This window comes from Actinomycetospora straminea (assembly GCF_028737255.1).
Lineage (GTDB): Bacteria > Actinomycetota > Actinomycetes > Mycobacteriales > Pseudonocardiaceae > Actinomycetospora > Actinomycetospora straminea.
On the sequence record NZ_JAQZAN010000019.1, the window covers coordinates 119484 to 140400 of the forward strand.

Consider the following 20917-nt stretch of genomic DNA (forward strand, 5'->3'; position numbering starts at 1 on the left):
TCGCCGCGCCGGCCGCCGTGGCGGGCAGGGTGGAGGGCAGGACGGCCATGTCCCCAGGATCGGCCTCCACGGCGCCGTCTCCACCCCGTCACGACGTGACGTCGGCCAAGGGCGGCGAGCACCCGACGGACGGTGTGACCCAGCCCATGGCACCGCTCGCCGACGCGGCGGTGGCTCAGTGGCGGGCCTCCACCGCCAGGGTCACCGACGTGGGGTGGCCGGCGTCGTGGAGCACCTCGCGGGGCTGGGGCACCAGCGTCGTCGCCTCGCCGAGCGGGTCGCCGGTGCCCGGGTGGCGGGCGAAGCGCGGGTGGGCGCCGCCGGAGAGCTGCAGGCGCAGGCGGTGGCCGGCGGCGAAGCGGTGGCCGGTGGGCCACAGGTCGACGGTGACCGCGCGGGCGCCGTCGGCGGCCGTGGCGGGCGCGCCGGGGGCGAGGCGGACGAGGCCGTCGGTGACGTTGATCGAGCGCCCGCGCGGGTCGACGTCGCAGATCCGCACGAAGACGTCGAGGTGCTCGACCTCGGCGCGCAGGTGCACGGTCGCCGACACCGGTCCGAGGGCGACGAGGTCCTCGGCGAGCACGTCGGAGGTGAACACCGCGACGTCGGCGCGCGACTCGAGCGGGGCCTGGTCGCGGGGGCCCGACTTCCCGGTGAGGATCGGGCCGCCGACCGCGGGCGTGGGGTCCGTGGGGTCGTAGTCGACGAGCGTGCCGGGCCAGCGCACGGCGCCGTCGGTGCGGTCGGGCGGCGGCTGCACCGACAGCGAGTGGTCGGCGCGCAGGAACCAGGTGCGCTGCGAGGCGTGCGGCGGGGGCCAGTCGGTGAGGTGGCGGGTGCCGCCGTCGCCCGAGAGCGTCACGGCGACCGGGGCCTCCTCGGTGGTGGCCGCCGCGACGCCGCCGCTGCCGTGGGTGCCGTCGAAGGCGCGCTCGAAGGCGGCCAGCGCCTCGCGCAGCCCGGCCGCGAGGCCCGGGCCGGACGTGTGCACCCACGGCCCGAGCACCAGGCGCGGTCGGCCGCCGGCGGCGCGCAGCGCGGCGTGGTCGGCGAGCTGCCAGGGCAGGAAGATGTCCTGGAAGCCGCCGAGCATGGTCACCGCGACGTCCGCGCGGGCCACGGCGGCGACGTCGCCGGTGTGGTCGCGGCGCGCCCAGTAGGCCGAGGCGGGGTCGGTCTCGCGCAGCCAGTCCTGGTACCAGTCGACCTCGCCGCCGGTGGCCCGCAGGTCTCCGGTGCGCAGCGGCAGCGCGTCGAGGGCCTCGAGGATCTTCTTGCGGCCGCGCAGCATCCCGGTGACGCGGGCGAGGCCGCCGGCGGCGCTCGTGCGCATCATCGAGGTCCACGACAGCGCGTTGTCCAGCGAGAACGCGCCGCCGGCGTAGGTCTGGTCGCGGAACGACGACGCGGTCACCAGCGTGCCCATGGCCTTGAGCGAGCGGCCCGCGGCGGGCGCGAGGGCCCACTGCGTCAGCCCCAGGTAGCTCGGGCCGAGCGTCGCGAGCCGGCCGTCGCACCAGGGCTGGTCGAGCACCCAGGAGACGGTGGCGCGGCCGTCGTCGGCCTCCTCGAACGGCGCGAGCCGCCCACCGGAGCCGGCGGTCCCGCGCACCGACTGCACCACGACCTGCAGCCCGCGCTCGGCGACGAGGCGCCCGAACACGGTGCCGATCCAGCCGGCGCGCCCGTACGGGCTGCGCACGATGACGACCGGGCCCCGGTGCACCCCGGCCGGGCGGTGGTGGTCGTGGCGCAGCACCACCCCGTCGGGCATCGGCACCGCGACGTCGCGGTGCACCGACACCCGCGGCGTGCGCGGCGGGGGCAGGCGCAGGGCCCGGCGCAGGATCCCGGTCACGAGGCTCACCCGGCCGAGTCTCGCCGATCACCCTCGGGCGCTGCCCGGCGGTGCCGGTGCGCTCCGCGCAGGTGAGCAGAAACAAGTGCCCCAGCACTTCTTTCTGCTCACCTGCGCGCAGCGCACGTAGCCCGAACGGACGTGCGCGTGTGAAGCAGGCATGATGCTCCGGGTGCGCGCCCACCCCGTCCTGGACGTCCTGGCCGACCGCCGCGCCGAGGGCACGTGCCCGAGCAACCGCCGCGACCCCCACCGCGTCGCGCTCGCGGTCGAGGGCGGCGGCAGCCGGGCGACGTACTCCAGCGGCATGGTGCTGGCGCTCGAGGAGCTCGGCCTCGCCGAGTGCTTCGACGACATCTACGGCTCCTCCGCCGGCGCGCTGGCGGGCAGCTGGCTCGTCGGCGCGCAGGCCGCCCACTGCGCCGCGGGCTGGTACCGGCCCGGGCTCATGGAGCGGGTGACCCGGCCGGGGCGGGGGCTGCGCGGCCAGCCGGTGGTCGACGTCGAGTACCTCATCAACACCGTCGGCGAGGAGATCGTCCCGTTCGACTGGCATCAGGTGCTCGACGCCGAGGTCCCGCTGCACCCCATCGCCACCGACGTCGAGACCGGCGAGGCCGTCGACCTCGCCGACACGATCGTCGACAAGGCCTCGCTGCAGTTGGCCCTGCGCGCGAGCGCCGCGGTGCCGCTGCTCGCCGGGCTGCCGGTCGAGATCGAGGGTCGCCGCTACGTCGACGCCGCGGTCGCCGAGCCGATCCCGTTCCACACGGCGCTGCACCAGGGCGCCACGCACGTGCTCGTGCTGCGCACCCGCCGCGCCGACCAGACCGCCATCGACGCGACGCGCCTGGAGAAGGCGCTGGTCTCGCGCCTGGGCGCGGTGAACGTCCCGGGCCTGGTCCACGTGATCGGCAACCGTCTGGAGAACCGGCGCGCCGACGACTCCCGCCTCGCCCACGCCACCGCCTCGCCCGCCGACGAGGGCCCGTTCCTCTTCGAGGTCCGCCCGCCGGCCGGCGCGGACACCATCAACCCGCTCGAGACCGACCCCGACGTCCTGCGCCGCGGCATCGAGACCGGGCAGGCGGCCCTGCGCGAGGCCCTGGACCTCGAGGAGCCAGAGGCCGAGCCCGCCACCGCCTGAGCCCGCGCCCTCGGCGGGTTACTGGCCCGTATCGCTCGCTGAGCGAGCGATACGAGCCAGTAACCCTCAGGCGCGCCGGGCCGCGTCGCCGACGGCGGCGTGGTCCTCGTCGGACACGAACTTGAGAGGGATGCCGGTGACGACGCGGGCCGCGTCGTGACCCATCCGACGGGCGACCTCTCCGGTGACGTCGGGGTCGACCGTCACCGGTCGCGCCACCGGGAGTTTCGCGTGGTGGACGGCGATCCCGCGCTCGGTGAGGCCGACGCCGACCTCGAGCGGTGACTCGCGCGCGATGCGGTGGGCCAGGGCGGTCGGGTCGGGCTCGTCGTCGTGCCCGGGCCGCAGCTCGTGGGGCACGCCCTCCTCCTCCAGCCCGGCGCAGAGCTCCCGCAGGACCGCGGTGGGGAACGTCCCGGTGGCGGCGACGAGCACCACCGGACGGGTCGGGCCGTCGTCGACGCTCACGCCGCCCCCGAGACCCGGCGACGGCGGGCGTGCCCGGACACCAGCCCGGACGCCACCGCGTTGCGGGGGCCCAGGCTGCCCCGGACGTTGCCGGTGCCGCAGACGATGCCGTACGGCGCGACCGCGTCGGCGATCATGTCGGGGATCTCGAAGTCGAGCGCGGACCCGCCGAGCAGCACCACGAACTCGATCTGGCGCAGGGTGCCGCCCGGCGCGATCTGCTCGAGGGCCCGCAGCGCGTTGACCACGAACACCCGCCGCTTGGCCTCGCGCCGGGTGTGACGCAGCGTCGCCAGGTCGTGGCGGCCCGGGACCGCGTGCATGCCGTCGTCGGTGAGCACCACGACCCGGGCGAAGAGCTCCGGGGACAGCGGCTCGGTGAAGAACTGGACCGTGCCGTCCTCGTGCCGGACGTGGAAGAAGCTCTCCACCTTCGCCAGCGGGTAGCGCTTGACCTCCTCGGCCACCTGCTTGTCGTCCAGGCCGAGCTCGGCGTCGATGAGGGTGGTGACGAGGTCCCCGGCACCCGCGACGTGCACCGCGTACACCTCGCCGTCGGTGTCGGCGTGGGCCGCGTCCGTCGAGCCGCCGCCCAGGTCGAGCACCACGATCGGCTCGCCGGTGCCCGGGGTGGTCAGCGCGCCGCCGACCGCCATCTCGGCCTCGACGCCGCCGATCTCGACCTCGAGCACCCGTTCGGCTTCCTCGGCGAGCACGCGACGCACCTCGGCGGCCACCTGCTCCATCGGCCCGCGACTCGTGCGCACCATCGCGGCGAGCAGGACGGCGTCCTCCCGGGCGACCTCCTTGGCCAGACCGCCGCGGACCTCCTGCGGCACCAGCGTGTCCACGGCCAACAGGTCCTCGATGGCGACCTCGTCGGGACGCTGCCCGGTCAGCTCCGACATCGCGTCACGGACACCGGCGAGCATGCCGCCGACGTGGGTGCCGCTCTCCCCCTCGGCGTCGACCAGCGGCCGGATCCGGGCCAGCGACCGCATGATCTCGTCGGCGCCCGCGTCGACCTCGACCGACACCGTCGAGGACCGCCCGCGCAGGGCGATCGACCCGGCCGGCACCCGGCGGTCGGTGATGTCGCCGCCCGGGGTGCGCACGACGACCGCGGACCGGTTGCCGGTGAGCGACCGGGCCACGGGCGAGATCATCTTCGTCTGCTCGGCGTCGAGGTCGAACAGGGTGGCGATGCCGTAGGAGTTGGACAGGGTGCGGATGGTGCGTCCCGGCTCGGCGACCTCGACGGCGGCGAGCATGCCCAGGGGGACCTCGTCGACCAGGGTCACCTCGTCGACGATCGGCAGGGTCTCCTCCAGCCGGTTGGCCACCAGCACCGCGTCGTCGCCCCCCAGGATCGCGCCGCGCACCCCGACCCCCCGGTGAGCCGCCGCGACCAGGGCCTCGGCGACGTCCTCGAAGTCCGCGGCCGCGGGCACCACGACGAGGACGTCCTCGCCGACCGGTCGGTCGGCGAGGTCGGCCAGGGCGACCGTGGTGCCCACCCCGATCCCGCTCCCGCCCGGGGTCCGGGGGTCGTGGCCGATCATCGTCGACTCGGTCACGACGGTCTCGGTGATGGTCTCCATGGCGAGCCCGCTGATCACCGGGGTGGCCTCGTTGGTGAGGACGAGGTCGACCTCCGGCCACCGGCACCCGCCGTCGGCCAGCGCCTGCCCGGCCGCTCTCCGCACGCCCTCGGCGTTGTCGGGGGTGCCCTTGATCCCGGTGGTGGGCGCGAGGCCGCTGCCCAGGTACTCCAGGCCGCCGTCGTCGTCGACGCGGGCGCAGCAGGCCTCGGTGGTCGAGTTGCCGATGTCCACGCCGACGACGAGGCGCGGCGCGCCGGATGCCACCGCGGTCAGCTCCCGGCGCGTCGGATCGACACGTCGACCTCGACGATGCCCCCGTCCGGCTCGATCATCTCGGTCTCCTTGAGGTGCAGCAGGGCCGCCTTGGCCTGGTAGCGCGGGCGGGCCATGAAGTCGTTCTGGACCGGAACCGGTGCGGGCGACTCCCCCTTGGCGTACTGCGCGGCGTTGCTCCCGATGGCGCGGAAGGTCTCCGGCGTCAGCAGCGGGGCCTGCGGGAACAGCTCGAGGTTGCTGAGCTTGGCGAGGTCCTTCTGGTGGATCATCGAGGTCCCGCGGGACAGAATCCCCACCCCGATCCCCGACCCGGACAGGCGCGCCGCCCGGTGGGCGATCTTGGCCAGGTCGCTGGAGTCCTTCACGCGCACGATGCGCAGCGAGACGCCCTGCTCCTCGACGCCGGCCATCACCTCGCGCAGCACCTCGGCGAGCGGGATGTTCGAGATGGTCTTGGTGAAGAAGGAGCAGAAGGCGGGCGAGATCCCCAGAACGACCTCGTCCTCGCGCTCACCGCGTCCGGCCGGCCCCTTCTCCGTGATCTCGGCGGTGCGCTCCGGCCGATCGGTCTCGGTGCTGGTCACGTCACTCGACCTCCTGCTCGGGGTTGCTGGCGGACAGCACGTGGCGCAGCCGCTTCATCTCCTCCCAGCGCTCGCCCGAGGGGCGGTAGCCGGTGCCGGGACCCGCGTAGTCGTTGGCGTCGTTGATCGCCGACCGCACGGAGAAGTCGCCATCGAGGATTGCCGAGGTCTGCAACAGGTCGCCGGAGACGCGCTGGCGCAGCACGCCCAGCAGGTTCTCGGCGACGTCGCGGAACCCGCCCTTCTCCAGGGCGGCCACCAGGTCCAGCCCGGTGATGCCGCGGTCCATCACGCTCTTGGCCGCCTTGAGGTCCTCGAGCACGTCGCGCTCCGGGAGCTCCTCGCTGCCGTGGGCGTAGATGCCGGCGTCGACCTCCTCGTCGGTGATCGGCGGCAGGTCGAGGCCGGCGAAGACGGCCTGCAGGGCGCGGATCGCCTTGCCCCGCACCGCCAGGACCTCCTTCTCGGCGACGTGGCGCAGCCCGCCGTCGACCTTGAGGTCGCGCTGGATGGTGTTCCAGTCGTCGTAGTCCTCCGGGTCCCAGTTGGAGCCCGCGAACATGTTGTCGGCGTTGGGGACGCCGGAGTAGCCGGACACGACGAAGTCGGTCCCGGGCAGCAGCTGGGGCATGGTGCGTGCCGTGCGCCGCATGGGCGAGTGCGAGAACGACTGGTCGTTGCCCGACGCGCACTCCAGGTCGAGCATGCTGGCCACGAGGTTCTCGGCGGCCACCGCGCGGATGCCGGACGGCACGGCCCCGGGCACGCCGATGCAGCTGATGGAGCCGTTCTGCAGGCCCTGCACACCCGCGCCCTTGGCCACCTGGATGCAGCGGATCTCCAGGTACAGCATGGACTTGCCCTCGGCGTTGCCCATCTGCACCTCGGCGCCGGTGCCCGAGGTGAAGCGCATCTTGATCCCGCGCGAGGCGTACGCGGACGCGAGGAACGCCTTCGACCAGGGCGTGTCGTCGCCGTCGACGAACACCGACTCGGTGCCGTACACCGAGATCGTCTCGGCGTAGGCGGTGATGCCCCGCATCCCGAGCTCGAGCTCGGTCGCCTCCTCGAGCGCGCACTGGGTGATGACGCCGCCGCGCCCGGTCTGCCCGCCGATCTGCAGCGCGATGGCCACCAGCGGCGCGTACCGCACGACGCCGAGGGTGGTCTCCAGCTCGGCGAATCCGCGCAGCGCCGCCTCCGCGGCGTCGGCGGCGACCTGGACCGGGTTGTCCCGGGCGCTGGTCGAGTGCGCCTGGTTGGCAGGGGTTCGCCGGGCGCGCATCTTCTGCATCGCCATCATGATCTCGACGACGTTCATGCTCTCGACGACGTCGAGCAGCTTGGCCGGGGTCAGGCCGCGGGTGATGTGGAGGATGTCCTGCCGCGGCACGCGGGGGTCGACGACCCGCGCGGCGATCTCCTGCGCGTCGAGGGCCATGGCCTCCTCGGCGGCGGAGACGTCGATCGCGTGGTCGGCGATGAACTGGTCGAGGAAGTCGAAGTCGGCGCGCTCGCGGCCGTCCATCTCGACGATGACGCCGTCCTCGACCCGGATGCTCGGCTCCGGGTCGTAGGGGCTCTCCATCGCGATCATGCCGACCTCGGGCCACTCCTCGACGAAGCCGTCGAGCTGGACCGGTCGGGCGTCGAGGATCTCGGTGCGCGTCGAGTGCCGGTTCTGTGCCGGGCGATCTGTACTGGTCATGACGGCCTCTCTCGGGTCGCGGGCGACGGTGTCGTCCGCGGGTCAGTCGTCGGCGGCGGCCAGCAGGTTGCGTCGCCCGTAGACATCGGCGGCCTCGCGGACGAAGGCCGCGGTGCGCCCCGCCGAGTACTCACGCTCGAGCTCGTCGGCCAGGTCGGCCAGCTCCTGCCCGCTGGAGGCGTTGGGTCGCAGGGCGTTGTACATCGCGAGGACACGCTCGTCGGGGATCGCGGTCATCTCGGCAGCCCTGCGGAAGTTCTCCGCGAGCTGCCACCGACCGACGCCGTCGGCGATCTCGGCCTGCATGAGCAGCGTGTCGGGCGAGATGCGCAGGTCCAGCGGGCTGAGGTCGCCCGCAACGACCGCGTCCAGGGTCAGGTCCTCGATGTGCTTGCCGGTCGGGGTGTGCAGCAGGTCGGGCCGGCGGCTGCTCAGGGGGTAGTCGACCGCGGGGTCGAGATGCCGGTCGCCGTTCTGGGTCACGGGTCGCTCACCATCCGCTCGGTGTCGGTCGGGCTGGGGGTCGTGCTCTGTCAGGCCTTGAGCGCCGCGACGGCGGCCTCGGCGACACGGACGTCCTGCTCGGCCGAGCCGGCGCTGACGCCGACGGCGCCCACCAGGTCGCCGTCGCGGTACACGGGGACGCCGCCGCCGAAGACGACCATGCCGCCGGCGGTCTGCTCGAGCCCGTAGAGCTCGGCGCCCGGCTGGACCAGATCCATCAGGGCCGCCGTCGGGGCCTCCATGAGGATCGCGGTCGCCGCCTTGCGCTGGGAGATGTCGATGCTGGCGCGGATGGCGCCGTCCTGACGGGCGAACGCCACCAGGTGGCCGCCGGCGTCGACGATCGCGACGTTCATCGGCTGGCCGATCGCGTCGGCCTCGGCGAGCCCGGCGTCGAGCATCCGACGGGCCTCGGCGAGGGTCAGTCCGGGCATGCGGGAACCTCCGCGCAGTGGGGCGGGTGGGCGGACGCCCCGCGCCCGACCGGTCGGGGGTGTCGCCGGTCGGGCGGGGCGGTCGGGCCTCGGCCCGGCGAGGCTGGACGCTAGGGAGCCCGGCGACCCGCGGACCACGGGGACTGTCCCCACCTGGCCCCCTGGGGGATGTCCCCCAGGCCGGTCGGCCCAGTCGGCCGGCCGGTCAGCGGCCCAGGACGGCGACGCGGGTGGCGTCGAGGTGCACCCGCAGCCGGACGAGCGCCTCGTCCGCGTCGCCCGCGGTGAGGGCGGCGACGATCGCCTCGTGCTGGGCGAGGATCGCCCGGGGTCGCGAGGGCCCGCGCTCGAGGGAGCCGAGGTTCATGCGCAGCTGGCGGTCGCGCAGCGAGGCGTAGAGCTCGAGCAGGATCGGGTTGCGCCCGCTCTCCACGATCGTGATGTGGAAGCGCCGGTCGGCCTCGGCGAAGGCCTGCTCGTCCTCGCGGGACAGGGCCTCGCGCTGGACGTCGAGCACCACGTGCAGGGCGGCGGCCACCGCGGCGCGGTCGTCCTCGGGCGCGGCGCAGAGCTTGGTGAGGGCGTGGCCCTCGACGAGCTCGCGGGCCTCGAGCACGGCCTCCACCTCACTGGGGGAGACGGCGACGACGAGTGCGCCGCGCTTGGGGAACAGCCGGAGCAGCCCCTCGGCCTCCAGCCGGAGGAACGCCTCGCGGACCGGGGTCCGGCTCATGGCGAGCGTGTCCGCGACCTGCCCCTCGGTGATCAGGTCACCGCCGGGCAACGACCCGTCCAGGATGCGGGCCTTCGTGTCACGGTAGGCGCGTTCCTTCGCCGACAGCCCCCCGTTCCCCGTCACCGCACCGCCCTTGCCGTCGAGTCGGCGTGACCCTACTCTCACCACATCGGTGCATCTTGTATGCATCACGTGTCCACGTCGAGGAGGACAGCCCGTGGTCGCAGCGGCACCGAGGCCTGGGTTCCCGGTGACGCCTCCGGCGGGGCCCCGGCACGGTGAGCCCGAGCCGCTGCTGCGACGGATCGCCGACCACCTGGGCACGCTCACCGGCGGCACCGGCTGGGTCGTCCGCGTCGACGAGGCCGCCCGTTCCTGGGCGATCGCCGTCGGCGACGGCTCGGTGCCGGGCGAGGCGATCGCGCGGATGCTGACGACGGGCGAGCCGGTCGTCGACGGGCCCGTCCTGGCCGTCCCCGTTCGCCGGGGCCCGCGCATCGTCGGGGCCTGCGTGGCGTCGGCGGGACACGCGGCCGGCTCGGGCGTCTCCGACGCCGACGTCCACCTCGCCGAGCTCTTCGCCGACTACGCAGCGCTGGCCCTCGCCGACACCGGCGTGCTCGCCGGCCGCACCCTCGAGCATGCCGTGCGCCAGGAGCTCGACTGGGTCGAGGCGCACGCGTGCACGCGCGCCGACCTCGTCACCGTCGGCGCCGCCAGCATCCCCGAGGGCCTCGGCGACGAGGTGTTCCGCATGACCCAGGAGGCGCTGCTCAACGCCGCGGTCCACGCCGACGCCGCGTGCGTGCGGGTCGGCGTGGTGCACGGCCCCGGCACGCTCACCGTGCTCGTCGAGGACGACGGCCGCGGCTTCGACACCGCCGCGAGCGCACCGCTGCCGGTCGCGACGGCCGGCGCACGCCTCGGGCTGCGCGCCGTGGCCGCCCGCGCTCGGCGCCTCGACGGCGAGCTCGAGATCGACAGCGCGCCCGGGCGCGGCACCCGCCTGCGCCTGACGCTGCCCTGCACGTCCGCTCCCCCGCCCGTCCCCGGGCGGACCCGGACCGGCGTCCTCGTCGCCGCGGTCCGCCCGGTGGTGCGGGCGGGCGTCGTGCGGATGCTGCAGCTCGGGGCGCCGGACCTCGGCATGGTCTCGGAGGTCTCCGGCGCCGACGACCTCGCCGCGGCCTGCCGGCTGCTCGGCCCCGACGTCCTGGTCGTCGAGCACGACCTGCTCGGGGACGACCTCGTCGGCATGCTCGAGCGCCTCGCCGCCCAGCCCGACCCGCCGGCGGTGGTGCTCCTCGCCGACGACTGCCCCGACGAGCGCCTGCGGGTCGCCGTCGGCGCCGGCGTGAAGGGCTGCGTCGACCCGGACGCCGACCGGCTCGTCGCCGTCGTCGCCGCCGCCGGGCGGGGCGAGACGCTGCTGGCCGACGACCAGCTCGAACGCCTCGCCGCCCCGGCCCGCGGCACGCACGCGATCACCCCGCGCGAGCGGGAGGTCCGCGGGCTCGTGGCCCGCGGGCTCACCGACCGCCAGATCGGCCGCGCCCTCGCGATCTCGGCCAAGACCGTCGAGAAGCACGTGGGCTCGCTGCTGCGCAAGACCGGCACGCGCAACCGGACGATGCTGGCGCAGCTGGGCTGAGCGGGGGGCTGTGCAGCGAACGCGCTGTTCGCTGCTTCTACGCGCGCGAACTCCGCGTTCGCACGCCGCTCGCTAGCGCCCGACCCCGATCTGCGCGCGGGCGATCCCGGCCAGCGCCGAGAGCCCCGAGACCGGCCGGAACGACTCGGCGGCCGCGGTCAGCGCGGTGTACTCGTCGTCGGCGAGCGTGATCTCGGCGGCCGCGCAGTTGCTCTCCAGCTGCGCGACGCTCGACGCGCCGGGGATGGCGACGACGACGGGGTGGTGGATCGTCCACGCCAGCGCGACCTGCGAGGGCGTCGCGTCGTGCGCGTCGGCGACCGCACGCAGCGTCTCCACCAGCGGCGTCGCCCGGCGCAGGCTCTCGGGCAGGAAGAGCGGGTTGAGCGAGCGGACGCGGTTGGCCGGGCGGTGCGTCTCGTCGAACTTGCCCGAGAGCAGGCCCTGGGCCAGCGGGCTGTAGGCGAGGACCGCGCGGCCGGCGGTGCGGGCGTAGGGCAGCAGGTCGCGGTCGGGCTCGCGGGCGACGAGGCTGTACTGCACCTGGTTGGAGATCACCTGCGTGCCGAGCGCGGTCTCGGCGCCCTGCCAGCGGTCGAGGCCGTAGTTGCTGACGCCGACCTCGTCCACCACGCCCGCGGCCTGCAGCGTGCGCATGCCGGCCATGGTCGTGCCGTCGCCGATGACGGGATTGGGCTGGTGGACCTGGTAGAGGTCGATCTTCCGCCGCAGGCGCGCGGCGCTCGACGTCCCGCGCTGGACGACGACCTGGTCGACCGGCAGTACCGGGAAGATCTTGGTGGCGACGACGGTGGTCGCGGGGTCGGCGTCGGCGCGGTCGAGGGCCTCGCCGAGGATGCGCTCGCTGCGGCCGAAGCCGTAGGCCTCGGCGGTGTCGAAGACGGTGACGCCGAGCTCGAGGGCGCGGGCGACGATCCGCGACGCCTCGCTGTCGGGGCCCTGCGCGTAGTCGCTGCCGTACCCCCACTCGCGGGACCCGAACTGCCAGGTGCCCAGGCCGATCGCGGACCACTTCTTGGCCGTGGGGAGGTCGAGGTAGCGCATGACCCCGTTTCTACCCGCTCGCGAGGACCTGCTCCCGGACGCGGGCCACGGGGAGATCGAGCAGACACGCGGGCTCGGTCGCGAGCGGGCAGCGGGCGTCCCACCAGCACACCTGCTCGGTGATGGCGGTCGGCATGCGGTGCGGGCAGTCGGGCAGGCCCTGCAGGTTGGTGCCCTCCTCGAGGCCGTAGCGCGACGCGGCCGTGGGGCCGAAGAGGGCGATCGTGCGCGCGCCGACCGCGGCGGCCAGGCGCACCGGGCCGGTGTCGGGGCCGACGACGACCCCGCCCGCCGCGGCCAGCGCCGCGAACCGGGCGGCCAGGCCCCGCAGGTCGGTGGGCGGGAGCTCCTCGGCGCCGTCGACCGGGCCGATCGAGAACACCGGACCCGGCAGCGACGCGGCCAGCGCCGCCCACCGGTGCGCGGGCCAGCGCTTGACCGCCATGCCGGCGTCGGGGACGAGGACGGTCGGCGTGTCGTGCTCGCGAGCGGGGGGCTTTCCTGACGTTGGGTGCCAGCGTGGACGCCAGGCTGACACGGCCGCCGCCACCTCGGCGGGGTCGAGGACGACGCGCGGGGGGCGGACGCGGTCGGCGATGAGGCCCTCGGCGGCGAGGATCCGCTGGTAGCGCTCGCCCACCAGCTCGTCGGTCGGCGGCCGGCGCCACAGGTTCGACACCGCCCGCGTGCCCCGCGCCGCGGCGTCGTCGTCGACGAGGTCGCCGATGCCGTCGAAGCGGGTGGTGGTGACCGTGAGGTCGGGGGCGAGGTCGGCGAGCGCCTGCTCCACCGCCGCCCGCTCGTCGTGCTTCTCGGCGGTGCGCACGGCGGTGACGGCGGGGTCGCGGGCGAGGAGCGGCGCGCCGGCGGCGTGCGTGAGCACGGTCAGCTCGGCGCCGGGGTGCGCCTCGGCCAGCGCGTGCACGCTCGGCAGCACCATGATCAGGTCGCCGAGCCCGCCGAGCAGGTCGATCAGGAGGATGCGCACGGGGGGTCGAGCACCTCCCGGTAGGTCGCCACGTGCAGGGCGGCGAGGGCGTCCCAGTCGTGCCCGCGCACCAGGGCGTGGCCACCGGCGGCGACGCGTCCGCGCAGGTCGCCGTCGTCGAGCAGGCGGCGCAGCGCGGTGACGAGCACGTCGACGTCGCGGACCTCGGGGGCCACGACCACCGTCTCGCCGTCGACGAGGTCGGGGTCGGCGGGGGCGTCGCCGCGGCGGGTGACCAGCGTCGGCAGGCCGTGGTCGAGCGCCGCGAGCAGGGCCCCGCTCTTCAGCGTCGCGCCGGCGGTGAAGGGGAACGCGGCGAGGTCGGCGGCCTGCAGCGCCGCGGACACCTCGCCCGCGGGGCGGTGCCCGGTGATCGTGACGCGGTCGCCCGCGCCGGCGCCGGCGATGTGCGCGGTGAGCTCCTCGCGGAACGCCGCGGCCTCGTCCTCGGGCAGCGCGAGCGAGGTGAAGCCGCCGAGCACGAGGAGGTGCAGGCGGGGGTGCTCGGCGGCGAGGCGGGCGACGGCGTCGACGAGGTAGCGCAGGCCCTTGACCGGGTGCACGAACCCGAAGAACACGACCAGCTCGGCGTCGGGCGGCACGCCCAGCGCGCGGCGGGTGGTGGCCCGGTCCGGCGCCGCCGGGTCGACCTCGACGTTGGGCAGCAGCGGCGCGCGGCGCGCCTCGACGCCGCACCGGGCGCGCAGGGCCGCGGCGTGGTCGCCGTTGGTCGTCAGCACCGCGGAGCTGCGCGGCACGAGCCGGCCGGTCTCGCGGTCGGCCCAACCGCGGCGTTCGAGGAACCCCCACAGCGCGTCGGGCACCCGCGGCACGCACGACCACCAGCCGTACTCGTGCAGCGTCGTCACCAGCGGGACGCCGCCGAGGTCGCCGAGCAGGCCCGGTGCGCCGGAGAAGCCGAACGCCGACGGCGCGAACTGCACGTGCGCCACGTCGGCGCGGCTCGAGCGCAGGTAGCGGGCGGCCCGGACCAGGCCTCGCGGGCCGGGGTCGACGGGCACGTCGACGACGTCGACGCCCTGGCGGTCGAGCGCGTCGGCCAGGTGCACGGTGTAGTCGGCGACGCCGTCGTGGGCGGGGTCGGCGCGCCCGTGCACCAGCGCCACGCGGAGTCCAGTCACCCGGCGCCGGTACCCGATCCACCCCTCACCAGAACCCGATCGCTGCTCCGACCGGCCAGGACGGGTCCGCCGGTCGGTCCTGCTCGGTGAGCGCGACGCCGGGAGCGGCGCTCAGCCGTCGGCAGCCGTGTAGATCGAGCAGGCGTCGAAGACCGCCTCGCGCACCGGGTCGTCGTCGCAGTCGCGCGCCGGGCGCAGGACCGCCTCGCCCGCCTGCAGGGCGGCGAACGCGTCGGCGACCTCGCGCAGGTAGGCGCCCTCGGCGACCCCGCGGCCGAAGTGACACATGAGCACGAGGTGCACGTCGTCGGCGAGCGCGGCCAGCCGGGCGGTCGAGGCGGCGAACGCGGCGAGGTCGGACTCCGGGGCCTGCGCGTAGATCGGGCCGGTGTTGACGGTGTCGCCGGCGAAGAGCAGGCCGGCGTGCTCGTCGAGGAAGCACACGGAGTCCGGCGTGTGCCCGGGCGTGTGCAGGACCCGCAGGGTGCGCCCGCCGAGGTCGACGACGTCGCCGTCGTGCAGCAGGTCGGGCTCGGGGGCGGGCCGCGGGTCCCAGGCGGTGTCGACGTCGGGCGGGAGCGGGCGCGGGTCGGCGTCCGCGGAGAGCAGGTGGAAGAAGTCGCGGTCCAGGGCGCGGTACGGGGGCGCGGCCGCGAGCAGGCGCCGGGCGTACGCGAGGTAGCGGCGGCGCTCGGCCGGGTCGACGCCGGCCCGGAGCTCGGCCACGCCGGCGGGGTGGATCGCGACGCGGTCGAACTCCGCGTCGCCGCCGACGTGGTCGACGTGGGCGTGGGTGTGGACGACGTCGACGGGCCGGTCGGTGAGCGCCGCGACGACCGGACGGATCGGCGCGATCCCGAGCCCCGAGTCGACGAGCACCGCGCGGTCCCGCCCCGCCACCAGCCACGAGTTGACGTGGCCCGGCTCGGCGACGAGCCACACGTCCCTCGTCACCGGCCGGGTGCGGAACCAGGACACCCAGGTGAGCCTGCCAGGACCGGCGGGTACTCGCCGCCGTGCCCGACCCCGCCACCGCCGACCTGCGCCACCCCGCCGCGCACCGCCCCGGCCAGGCCGACCCCGACTGGGCCGCCGCGCGCCGCGTCCTCGTCGTACGCCCCGACAACGTCGGCGACGTCCTCATGACCGGGCCCGTGTTCCGCGCCCTGCGGGCCGCGGCCCCGGCGGCGACCCTCGACCTGCTCGCCTCCCCCGCCGGCGCGGCGGCCGCGGCCCTGCTGCCCGAGGTCGACGGCGTCGTCACCGCGTCGGTGTCGTGGCAGCAGCTCGACGTCGTGGCGGGTGACGACCCCGACGCCGCCCTCGTCGACGACCTCGCCGCCCGCGGCTACGACACCGCCGTCGTGCTGACGTCGTTCTCGCAGTCGCCGTGGCCCGCCGCGGAGGTGCTACGACGCGCGGGGGTGCCGGTGCGCGTCGGGATGTCGAAGGAGTTCGGCGGGGGCCTGCTCACGCACTGGGTGCCGGCGCCGCCGGACGCCGAGCACCAGGTCGACCGCATGCTCGGGCTGCTCGCCGCGGTGGGCGTCCCGTCGCGGGGCGTGGAGCTCGCCGTGCGGATCCCGGACGACGCCGCCACGCCGCTGGCCGTCGTCGGCGCCCGCTACGCCGTCGTCGCGCCCGGGGCGAGCTGCCCGTCGCGGCGCTGGCCCGCCGAGCGGTTCGCCGCGGTCGTGCAGGGGCTCGCCGAGGACGGGCTGACGGTGGTGGTCAGCGGCACCGACCGCGAGGCGGAGCTGGTGGCGGCGGTCGCCGGCGAGGTGGGCGTGCCGATCGCGGGCGGGCTGGGGCTCGGCGACCTCGCGTCGCTGCTCGCCGGCGCCGAGGTCGTCGTCGCCAACAACTCCGGCGGCGTGCACCTCGCCGACGCCGTCCGCGCGCCGGTGGTCGAGCTCTTCGCCGGCACCGATACCGTCGACCAGTACCGGCCCCGCTCCACCCGCGCCGAGGTGCTCACCCGCCCGGTGGCGTGCGCGCCGTGCCGCCAGCTCGTGTGCCCGTTCGACCAGGAGTGCCTCGCGGTCACGCCCGCCGAGGTGCTCGCCGCGGCCCGCCGGCTGCGGTCGGTGGCGGTGTCGGTGGCCGGCTAGTGGTCGAGCACACCGACGACGGGCACCACGTCGTCGTCGACGGGCGGAAGTGGCGGGCGACCGACCCGCTCATCCCCGCCGACGACGCCGCGGTGCTGCGCCGCTGGCTGATGGCGGCGCGCCGCGACGTCGGGACGGCGAAGCGGGCGGGCGACACCGGCGGCGAGGCGGCGGCGCGCTCGCGCGTGCACGCCGCGAAGACCGCGCTCGGCGAGCGGGGTCCGGCCTGGTGGGAGCAGGACGAGGACGCCCGCCGCGACCGCTGGACCGACGGCCTGCGACAGGCCGCCGACGAGGGGTTTGCACCCCCGGAGTGAGTGGGTGCCCCCGGAACCGCACGGCCTCCCGAACCCGAAGGAGCGATGGGACCGATGACGACACCGCCGATCCAGGGCGACGAGAACCCCAACGACCCGAACCCGGCGAACTCCAGCCAGACGCTCGCCGCGTTCAGCGGGCAGGTGCAGCGGCGCCTGGGGCTGGAGCAGCCGTCGGAGGCCGAGATCCTCGTGCGCAGCACGCTCAACGAGCTCGGCAAGTCGGTCTCCAGCGGCCTCGCGCAGGAGCTGACGATCAGCCTGCCGCCCGAGCTGTCCGCCGAGCTGCGCGCGCAGCGCCCGAAGGACGACGCGGCCCGCTCGGTGAGCAAGGAGTCGTTCGTCGACGCCGTGAGCGGGCACGTGACGTCCGTCGACGCCGACGAGGTCGAGCGCCAGGTCGAGCAGGTCCTGCGGCTGCTGCGCGAGTGGCTGCCCGAGGACCAGGTCGACCGCACCCTCGAGCAGCTCCCCGGCGACCTGGTGGCCCTCATGCGCTGAGCGGCGCCATCACCGAGCGAACGACGCCCTCGCTGCCTCCCGGGCAGCGAGGGCGTCGTTCGCTGCGTCCGGGGCGGCGGCGGGCCGGGCCTGCTGGTGGGGCGGCGCGGTCCTCGGTGACGAGATCCGCGGTCAGCGCGGGTTCCGCCACCGAGGTCGAGGCGCCGAGTCGGCGGGGTCGGCTGTCAGCGGCCGGCCGTCAGCCGGTCGGGAGCAGCACGGTCGGGCCAGCGGGGTCGGGGTCGACGTCGGCGGGGTGGGGGTCGGCGGGGTCGGCGCTCAGCCGGCGCCGGTCGACACCCGCGGCTGCTGGTCGCCCTGATCGCCGCCACCGGCTCCGCCCCCACCGTCGGTTCCGCCGCCACCCTGGCCGCCGCCTCCGCCACCCGAACCGCCGCCGGCGCCGCCACCCGAGCCCCCGCCGGTGCCACCGCCGCCGGAGCCGCCACCGCTACCAGCGCCGGAGCCGGAGCCGCCGCCCCCGCCGCCCGCGGGCGGATCGGCCGGGGCCGGCTCGGGGACCACGACGACCGGCGGCGGGGCCACGCGGGCCGGGGTGCGTCGGGTGGTCGTCTCCGCGACCGCGGTGCGCCGCGGGGTGCGCGAGGTCGTGCGCGTGGTGATCGTCGTCGTGGCCGAGGCCGAGGCCGTCGTGACCGGCGGCGGGCCGAGCGCGGGCACGAGCGGGGCGGGCGGCACCCCGAGCGTCGCCGACCCGCCGGGGACCGCCGCCACCATCGGCGTCACCCCGGTCGCGACGCCGGCCCCGAGGACGCCGGCCACCACGGTCGAGACGCCCAGCGCCGACCGCGCGACCAGCCCCGGCCATTGCCGGCCCCGCGGCTGGGCCCGCAGGGCCGACGTCGGTCCGGCGACCGTGATGGCGTCGTCCTCGTTGGTCACCTCGGGGTAACGACACCACCCGTCCGGGGGTCACGCGGAGATCGTCAGCACCCTCCGTCAGAAACCCGTTACGGCAACGGGGACCAGTGCACCACCTTCGTGGTGGTCATCTCGTCGAGGAGCTCCGGGCCGTAGCCGAAGCCGGTGCCCGACGTCCCGCGGGGCTGGGCCGCCCCGCCCGGCGCCCCGCCGAACACCGAATTGATCTTGACCGTGCCGACGGGCAGCTCCCGCCACGCCTGCTGGGCGTGCGCGATGCTGCCGGTGAGCACGGTGGCGGCGAGGCCGTGCGGGTCGTCGATCGCCTCGGCGAGGCCCTGCGCGAAGTCCTCGACGACGCGCACCGGCGCGACGGGGCCGAAGGTCTCCTCGCGCAGGATCGTCATCGCCGGCGTGAGCCCGGAGAGCACGGTGGCGGGGTAGAACGCCCCGTCGCCGTCGGGCAGGTACCCGCCGGCGTGGACGGTCGCGCCGTCGGCGATCGCGGCCGCGACGTGGCCGTGCACGTGCTCGCGGTGGCGGCGGTCGACCAGCGGGCCGAGCGCCTTCTCCCCGGTCGACGCGGGGCGGTACACCCAGCGCGCGGCCTCCTCGGCGAGCGCGTCGAGGAACGGCTCGGCGACCTCGGCGGCGCAGTAGATGCGCTCGACGGACACGCACACCTGGCCGCCGTTGGCGTACGAGCCCAGCGCGGCCTGCTCGGCGGCCCAGCGCGGGTCGACGTCGGCGTCGATGACGAGCGGATCGTTGCCGCCGTTCTCGAGCAGCACGTGGGCGCCGGTGCCGGCGGCGGCCTGGCGGATGGCCTGGCCCGCGGCGATCGACCCGACGTGCGCGACGACGTCGACGTCGGCGTGCCCGGCGAGGGCGGCTCCGGTGGGGCCCGCGCCGTCGACGATCTCGAGGACGCCGTCGGGCAGGAACGAGGCGACGAGCTCGGCGAAGCGGCGCCCGAGGTGCGGGCAGCGCTCGCTGGGCTTGTGCACGACGGTGTTGCCGGTGACGAGCGCGGCCCCGATGAGCCCGCCGGCGACGGCCACCGGGTCGTTCCACGGCGTGAGGACGGCCGCGACGCCGCGCGGCTCGGGGACCATGAGGTCGGTCGCCGACCACGACCCGAGCAGCGACCGGCCGCGGTGCACCGGCCCGAGCTCGGCGTACTGCTCGAGCGTGCCCGCGGCCGCGAGCACCCCGCCGAGCCCGTCGTCGTAGGGCCGGCCGGTCTCGGTCTCGTTGAGCCGCGCGAGCTCCTCGGCGACCGCGCGCAGCGCCTGGGCGGCGTCGCGGACGCACCCGGCGCGCTCGGTGGCGGGGGTGCGCGCCCACCCGTCGCGCGCGGCGCGGGCCCGGACGACCGCGGCGTCGACCTCGTCGGGGTCCGCGGGGCGCACGCGCCCCACGAGCTCGCCCGTCGCCGGGTCGTGGACCTGGATGTCGGTGTCGATCGCGGTGCTCACGGGGCCCGGGGTTCCACGAGGGCCCTCGGCGTACGCCTGCTCGTGAGCGGCCGCTCGTCACCCCCGCGTTGGCCCGTCGGCGGCACCGGGGATGCCCGGCGGCGTGACGGGACGACTGGACGGGACCACCGCGATCGTGACCGGCGCCTCGAGCGGCATCGGCAACGCGACCGCCCGCGCGCTGGCGGCCGAGGGCGCCGCCGTGGCGCTGTTCGCCCGGCGGCGCGACAAGCTCGAGGACCTCGCCGGCGAGATCGACGGCGCCAGCGTGCACGAGGTCGACGTCGCCGACGCGGACGCCGTGCGCGCCGCGGTCGACGAGGTGGCGTCGCGGCACGGGCGCGTCGACGTGCTGGTCAACAACGCCGGCTACGGCTCGATGGACCTCGCGCGCGACGCCGACCTCGGCGAGTGGCAGAAGATGGTCGACGTCAACCTGCACGGGGTGCTGTCGACGACCCACGCCGCACTCGGCCACCTCGCGCAGGCGGCGCAGGGCCCGCGCGGGATCGCCGACGTGGTGACCGTGAGCTCGGTCGCCGGGCGCACGGTGTCCGGGCCCGGCAGCAACGTCTACGCGGCCACCAAGCACGCGGTCGGCGCCTTCTCCGAGGCCCTGCGCCAGGAGCTCGCGGGCCAGCACGTGCGCGTCGGGCTGGTCGAGCCCGGCCTCGTCGACACCGAGCTGACCACCACCGGCGACGCCAACAAGCCCGACGCCGGCCAGGCCTCCGCGCTGGGCGTGCTGCACGCCGACGACATCGCCGACGCCGTGGTCTACATGGTGACCCGGGCGCCGCGCACCGCGGTCAACGAGGTGCTGGTGCGCCCCACCGAGCAGACGTAGGTGCGCTGCGCGCTGGTGAGCAGAAAGAAGTGCTCCAGCACTTCTTTCTGCTCACCTGGCGCAGCCACCCGGGTAGGTTCGCGGGCCGGGACCCGCCACGGCCGAGGGAGGGGTGCGTGGTTCTCGACCGCCTCGACGACCCCGACCACCCCGTCTACTCCATGGGCCAGGCCGCCGAGCTGCTCGGGGTGACGCCGGCCTTCCTGCGCAACCTCGACGCCACGGGCCTGCTGCGCCCCGGGCGGTCGGACGGCGGGCACCGGCGCTACTCACGCCACCAGCTCGACCGGGTCGTCGCGCTGCGCCGCCTGTCGGACCAGGGCCACACGCTCGTGAGCGCCGCCGAGATCCTCGACCTGCGCGCCGACCTCGACGGCGAGCGCGCCCGGCACGCGGCCACGGCCCGCGAACGCGACGAGGCCGTCCGCGACCGCGACACCGCCCTCGGCCAGCGCGACACCGCCCGTCGGGAGCGCGACCGCGCCCGCGACGAGCGCGACGCCGTACGTGGCGCCGATCCGGAGCAAACCTAGGTCTTGACCATCCGCAAACCTCTTCCTACAGTTGCAGATATCCGCTGGCCGGCAGTGACGCAGCCCTGGTGTCCGGAGGAGGT

At 75.8% G+C, this 20917-nt stretch carries 21 protein-coding genes; 7 read left to right on the forward strand and 14 right to left on the reverse strand.

Annotated features, from left to right (window positions below; all coding sequences use genetic code 11):
- Nucleotides 1-175: 175 nt before the first annotated feature.
- Nucleotides 176-1867 (reverse strand): CocE/NonD family hydrolase, encoded by a 1692-nt coding sequence (locus PH190_RS23315; protein ID WP_274233913.1) that lies wholly within the window; start codon nt 1865-1867, stop codon nt 176-178.
- Nucleotides 1868-2030: 163 nt separating this feature from the next.
- Here PH190_RS23315 and PH190_RS23320 point away from each other — a divergent pair, with 163 nt between their 5' ends.
- Nucleotides 2031-3005: a patatin-like phospholipase family protein gene (locus PH190_RS23320; protein WP_274233914.1), complete on the forward strand. Its 975-nt coding sequence runs from the start codon at nt 2031-2033 to the stop codon at nt 3003-3005.
- 66 nt (nt 3006-3071) lie between these two features.
- On the opposite strand, the gene PH190_RS23325 is transcribed toward PH190_RS23320, so the two are convergent.
- The 7 genes from PH190_RS23325 to PH190_RS23355 all read right to left on the reverse strand — a co-directional run bounded on the left by PH190_RS23325 (nt 3072) and on the right by PH190_RS23355 (nt 9442).
- Nucleotides 3072-3473 (reverse strand): glycerol dehydratase reactivase beta/small subunit family protein, encoded by a 402-nt coding sequence (locus tag PH190_RS23325; protein WP_274233915.1) that lies wholly within the window; start codon nt 3471-3473, stop codon nt 3072-3074.
- Nucleotides 3470-5341 (reverse strand): diol dehydratase reactivase subunit alpha, encoded by a 1872-nt coding sequence (locus tag PH190_RS23330; RefSeq protein ID WP_274233916.1) that lies wholly within the window; start codon nt 5339-5341, stop codon nt 3470-3472. Before PH190_RS23330 ends, PH190_RS23325 begins: the two co-directional genes overlap by 4 nt.
- A gap of 5 nt (nt 5342-5346) precedes the next feature.
- A complete protein-coding gene (locus PH190_RS23335) occupies nt 5347-5937 on the reverse strand; it encodes a propanediol/glycerol family dehydratase medium subunit (RefSeq protein ID WP_274233917.1) in 591 nt (196 codons plus the stop codon).
- Between the two features lies 1 nt (nt 5938).
- Nucleotides 5939-7645: a propanediol/glycerol family dehydratase large subunit gene (locus PH190_RS23340; protein ID WP_274233918.1), complete on the reverse strand. Its 1707-nt coding sequence runs from the start codon at nt 7643-7645 to the stop codon at nt 5939-5941.
- A gap of 42 nt (nt 7646-7687) precedes the next feature.
- The gene (locus tag PH190_RS23345; RefSeq protein ID WP_274233919.1) at nt 7688-8128 is read right to left on the reverse strand and encodes a diol dehydratase small subunit; all 441 of its coding nucleotides are present in this window, start codon (nt 8126-8128) and stop codon (nt 7688-7690) included.
- Between the two features lie 50 nt (nt 8129-8178).
- Nucleotides 8179-8583, reverse strand: coding sequence for a GlcG/HbpS family heme-binding protein (locus PH190_RS23350; protein ID WP_274233920.1), 405 nt, complete (start codon nt 8581-8583; stop codon nt 8179-8181).
- 205 nt (nt 8584-8788) lie between these two features.
- Entirely contained in the window at nt 8789-9442 is a 654-nt protein-coding gene (locus PH190_RS23355) for a GntR family transcriptional regulator (RefSeq protein WP_274233921.1), read from the reverse strand.
- Between the two features lie 127 nt (nt 9443-9569).
- Between PH190_RS23355 and PH190_RS23360 the strand changes: the two genes are divergently transcribed.
- Nucleotides 9570-10970, forward strand: coding sequence for an ATP-binding protein (locus PH190_RS23360; protein WP_274233922.1), 1401 nt, complete (start codon nt 9570-9572; stop codon nt 10968-10970).
- Between the two features lie 72 nt (nt 10971-11042).
- Here PH190_RS23360 and PH190_RS23365 read toward each other — a convergent pair whose 3' ends face one another.
- The 4 genes from PH190_RS23365 to PH190_RS23380 form a co-directional block, all read right to left on the reverse strand.
- A complete protein-coding gene (locus PH190_RS23365) occupies nt 11043-12035 on the reverse strand; it encodes an aldo/keto reductase (protein ID WP_274233923.1) in 993 nt (330 codons plus the stop codon).
- 10 nt (nt 12036-12045) lie between these two features.
- Nucleotides 12046-13023, reverse strand: coding sequence for a glycosyltransferase family 9 protein (locus PH190_RS23370; RefSeq protein ID WP_274233924.1), 978 nt, complete (start codon nt 13021-13023; stop codon nt 12046-12048).
- Nucleotides 13008-14165, reverse strand: a complete 1158-nt coding sequence (locus PH190_RS23375; RefSeq protein WP_274233925.1) for a glycosyltransferase family 4 protein — start codon at nt 14163-14165, stop codon at nt 13008-13010. Before PH190_RS23375 ends, PH190_RS23370 begins: the two co-directional genes overlap by 16 nt.
- Nucleotides 14166-14276: 111 nt before the next feature.
- Nucleotides 14277-15143, reverse strand: a complete 867-nt coding sequence (locus PH190_RS23380; RefSeq protein WP_274233926.1) for an MBL fold metallo-hydrolase — start codon at nt 15141-15143, stop codon at nt 14277-14279.
- A gap of 38 nt (nt 15144-15181) precedes the next feature.
- Here PH190_RS23380 and PH190_RS23385 point away from each other — a divergent pair, with 38 nt between their 5' ends.
- The 3 genes from PH190_RS23385 to PH190_RS23395 are packed head-to-tail and all read left to right on the forward strand — an operon-like array spanning nt 15182 to nt 17094.
- The gene (locus PH190_RS23385) at nt 15182-16276 is read left to right on the forward strand and encodes a glycosyltransferase family 9 protein (protein ID WP_274233927.1); all 1095 of its coding nucleotides are present in this window, start codon (nt 15182-15184) and stop codon (nt 16274-16276) included.
- Complete coding sequence (locus PH190_RS23390) at nt 16276-16593, forward strand: hypothetical protein (protein WP_274233928.1); 318 nt, start codon at nt 16276-16278, stop codon at nt 16591-16593. Before PH190_RS23385 ends, PH190_RS23390 begins: the two co-directional genes overlap by 1 nt.
- Nucleotides 16594-16647: 54 nt before the next feature.
- A complete protein-coding gene (locus PH190_RS23395; protein ID WP_274233929.1) occupies nt 16648-17094 on the forward strand; it encodes a DUF2267 domain-containing protein in 447 nt (148 codons plus the stop codon).
- Between the two features lie 279 nt (nt 17095-17373).
- Here the strand turns inward: PH190_RS23395 and PH190_RS23400 are convergent, their stop codons facing one another.
- Nucleotides 17374-17997: a hypothetical protein gene (locus PH190_RS23400; protein ID WP_274233930.1), complete on the reverse strand. Its 624-nt coding sequence runs from the start codon at nt 17995-17997 to the stop codon at nt 17374-17376.
- A gap of 68 nt (nt 17998-18065) precedes the next feature.
- On the reverse strand, nt 18066-19454 hold the full coding sequence (locus PH190_RS23405; protein ID WP_274233931.1) for an aldehyde dehydrogenase family protein: 1389 nt from the start codon (nt 19452-19454) through the stop codon (nt 18066-18068).
- A 103-nt stretch (nt 19455-19557) separates the two neighbouring features.
- Between PH190_RS23405 and PH190_RS23410 the strand changes: the two genes are divergently transcribed.
- Both PH190_RS23410 and PH190_RS23415 read left to right on the forward strand, forming a co-directional pair.
- Nucleotides 19558-20301, forward strand: a complete 744-nt coding sequence (locus PH190_RS23410; RefSeq protein ID WP_274233932.1) for an SDR family oxidoreductase — start codon at nt 19558-19560, stop codon at nt 20299-20301.
- A gap of 116 nt (nt 20302-20417) precedes the next feature.
- Nucleotides 20418-20834 carry a MerR family transcriptional regulator gene (locus tag PH190_RS23415; RefSeq protein ID WP_274233933.1) on the forward strand — a complete coding sequence of 139 codons (417 nt, stop codon included), beginning with the start codon at nt 20418-20420 and terminating at the stop codon, nt 20832-20834.
- Nucleotides 20835-20917: the final 83 nt, after the last annotated feature.

Bases quoted from the DNA above. Each gene is read 5' to 3' on its own strand.
- PH190_RS23340 (WP_274233918.1), bottom strand. From the start codon at position 7,645: ATGACCAGTACAGATCGCCCGGCACAGAACCGGCACTCGACGCGCACC.
- PH190_RS23350 (WP_274233920.1), bottom strand. From the start codon at position 8,583: ATGCCCGGACTGACCCTCGCCGAGGCCCGTCGGATGCTCGACGCCGGG.
- PH190_RS23365 (WP_274233923.1), bottom strand. From the start codon at position 12,035: ATGCGCTACCTCGACCTCCCCACGGCCAAGAAGTGGTCCGCGATCGGC.
- PH190_RS23395 (WP_274233929.1), top strand. From the start codon at position 16,648: ATGACGACACCGCCGATCCAGGGCGACGAGAACCCCAACGACCCGAAC.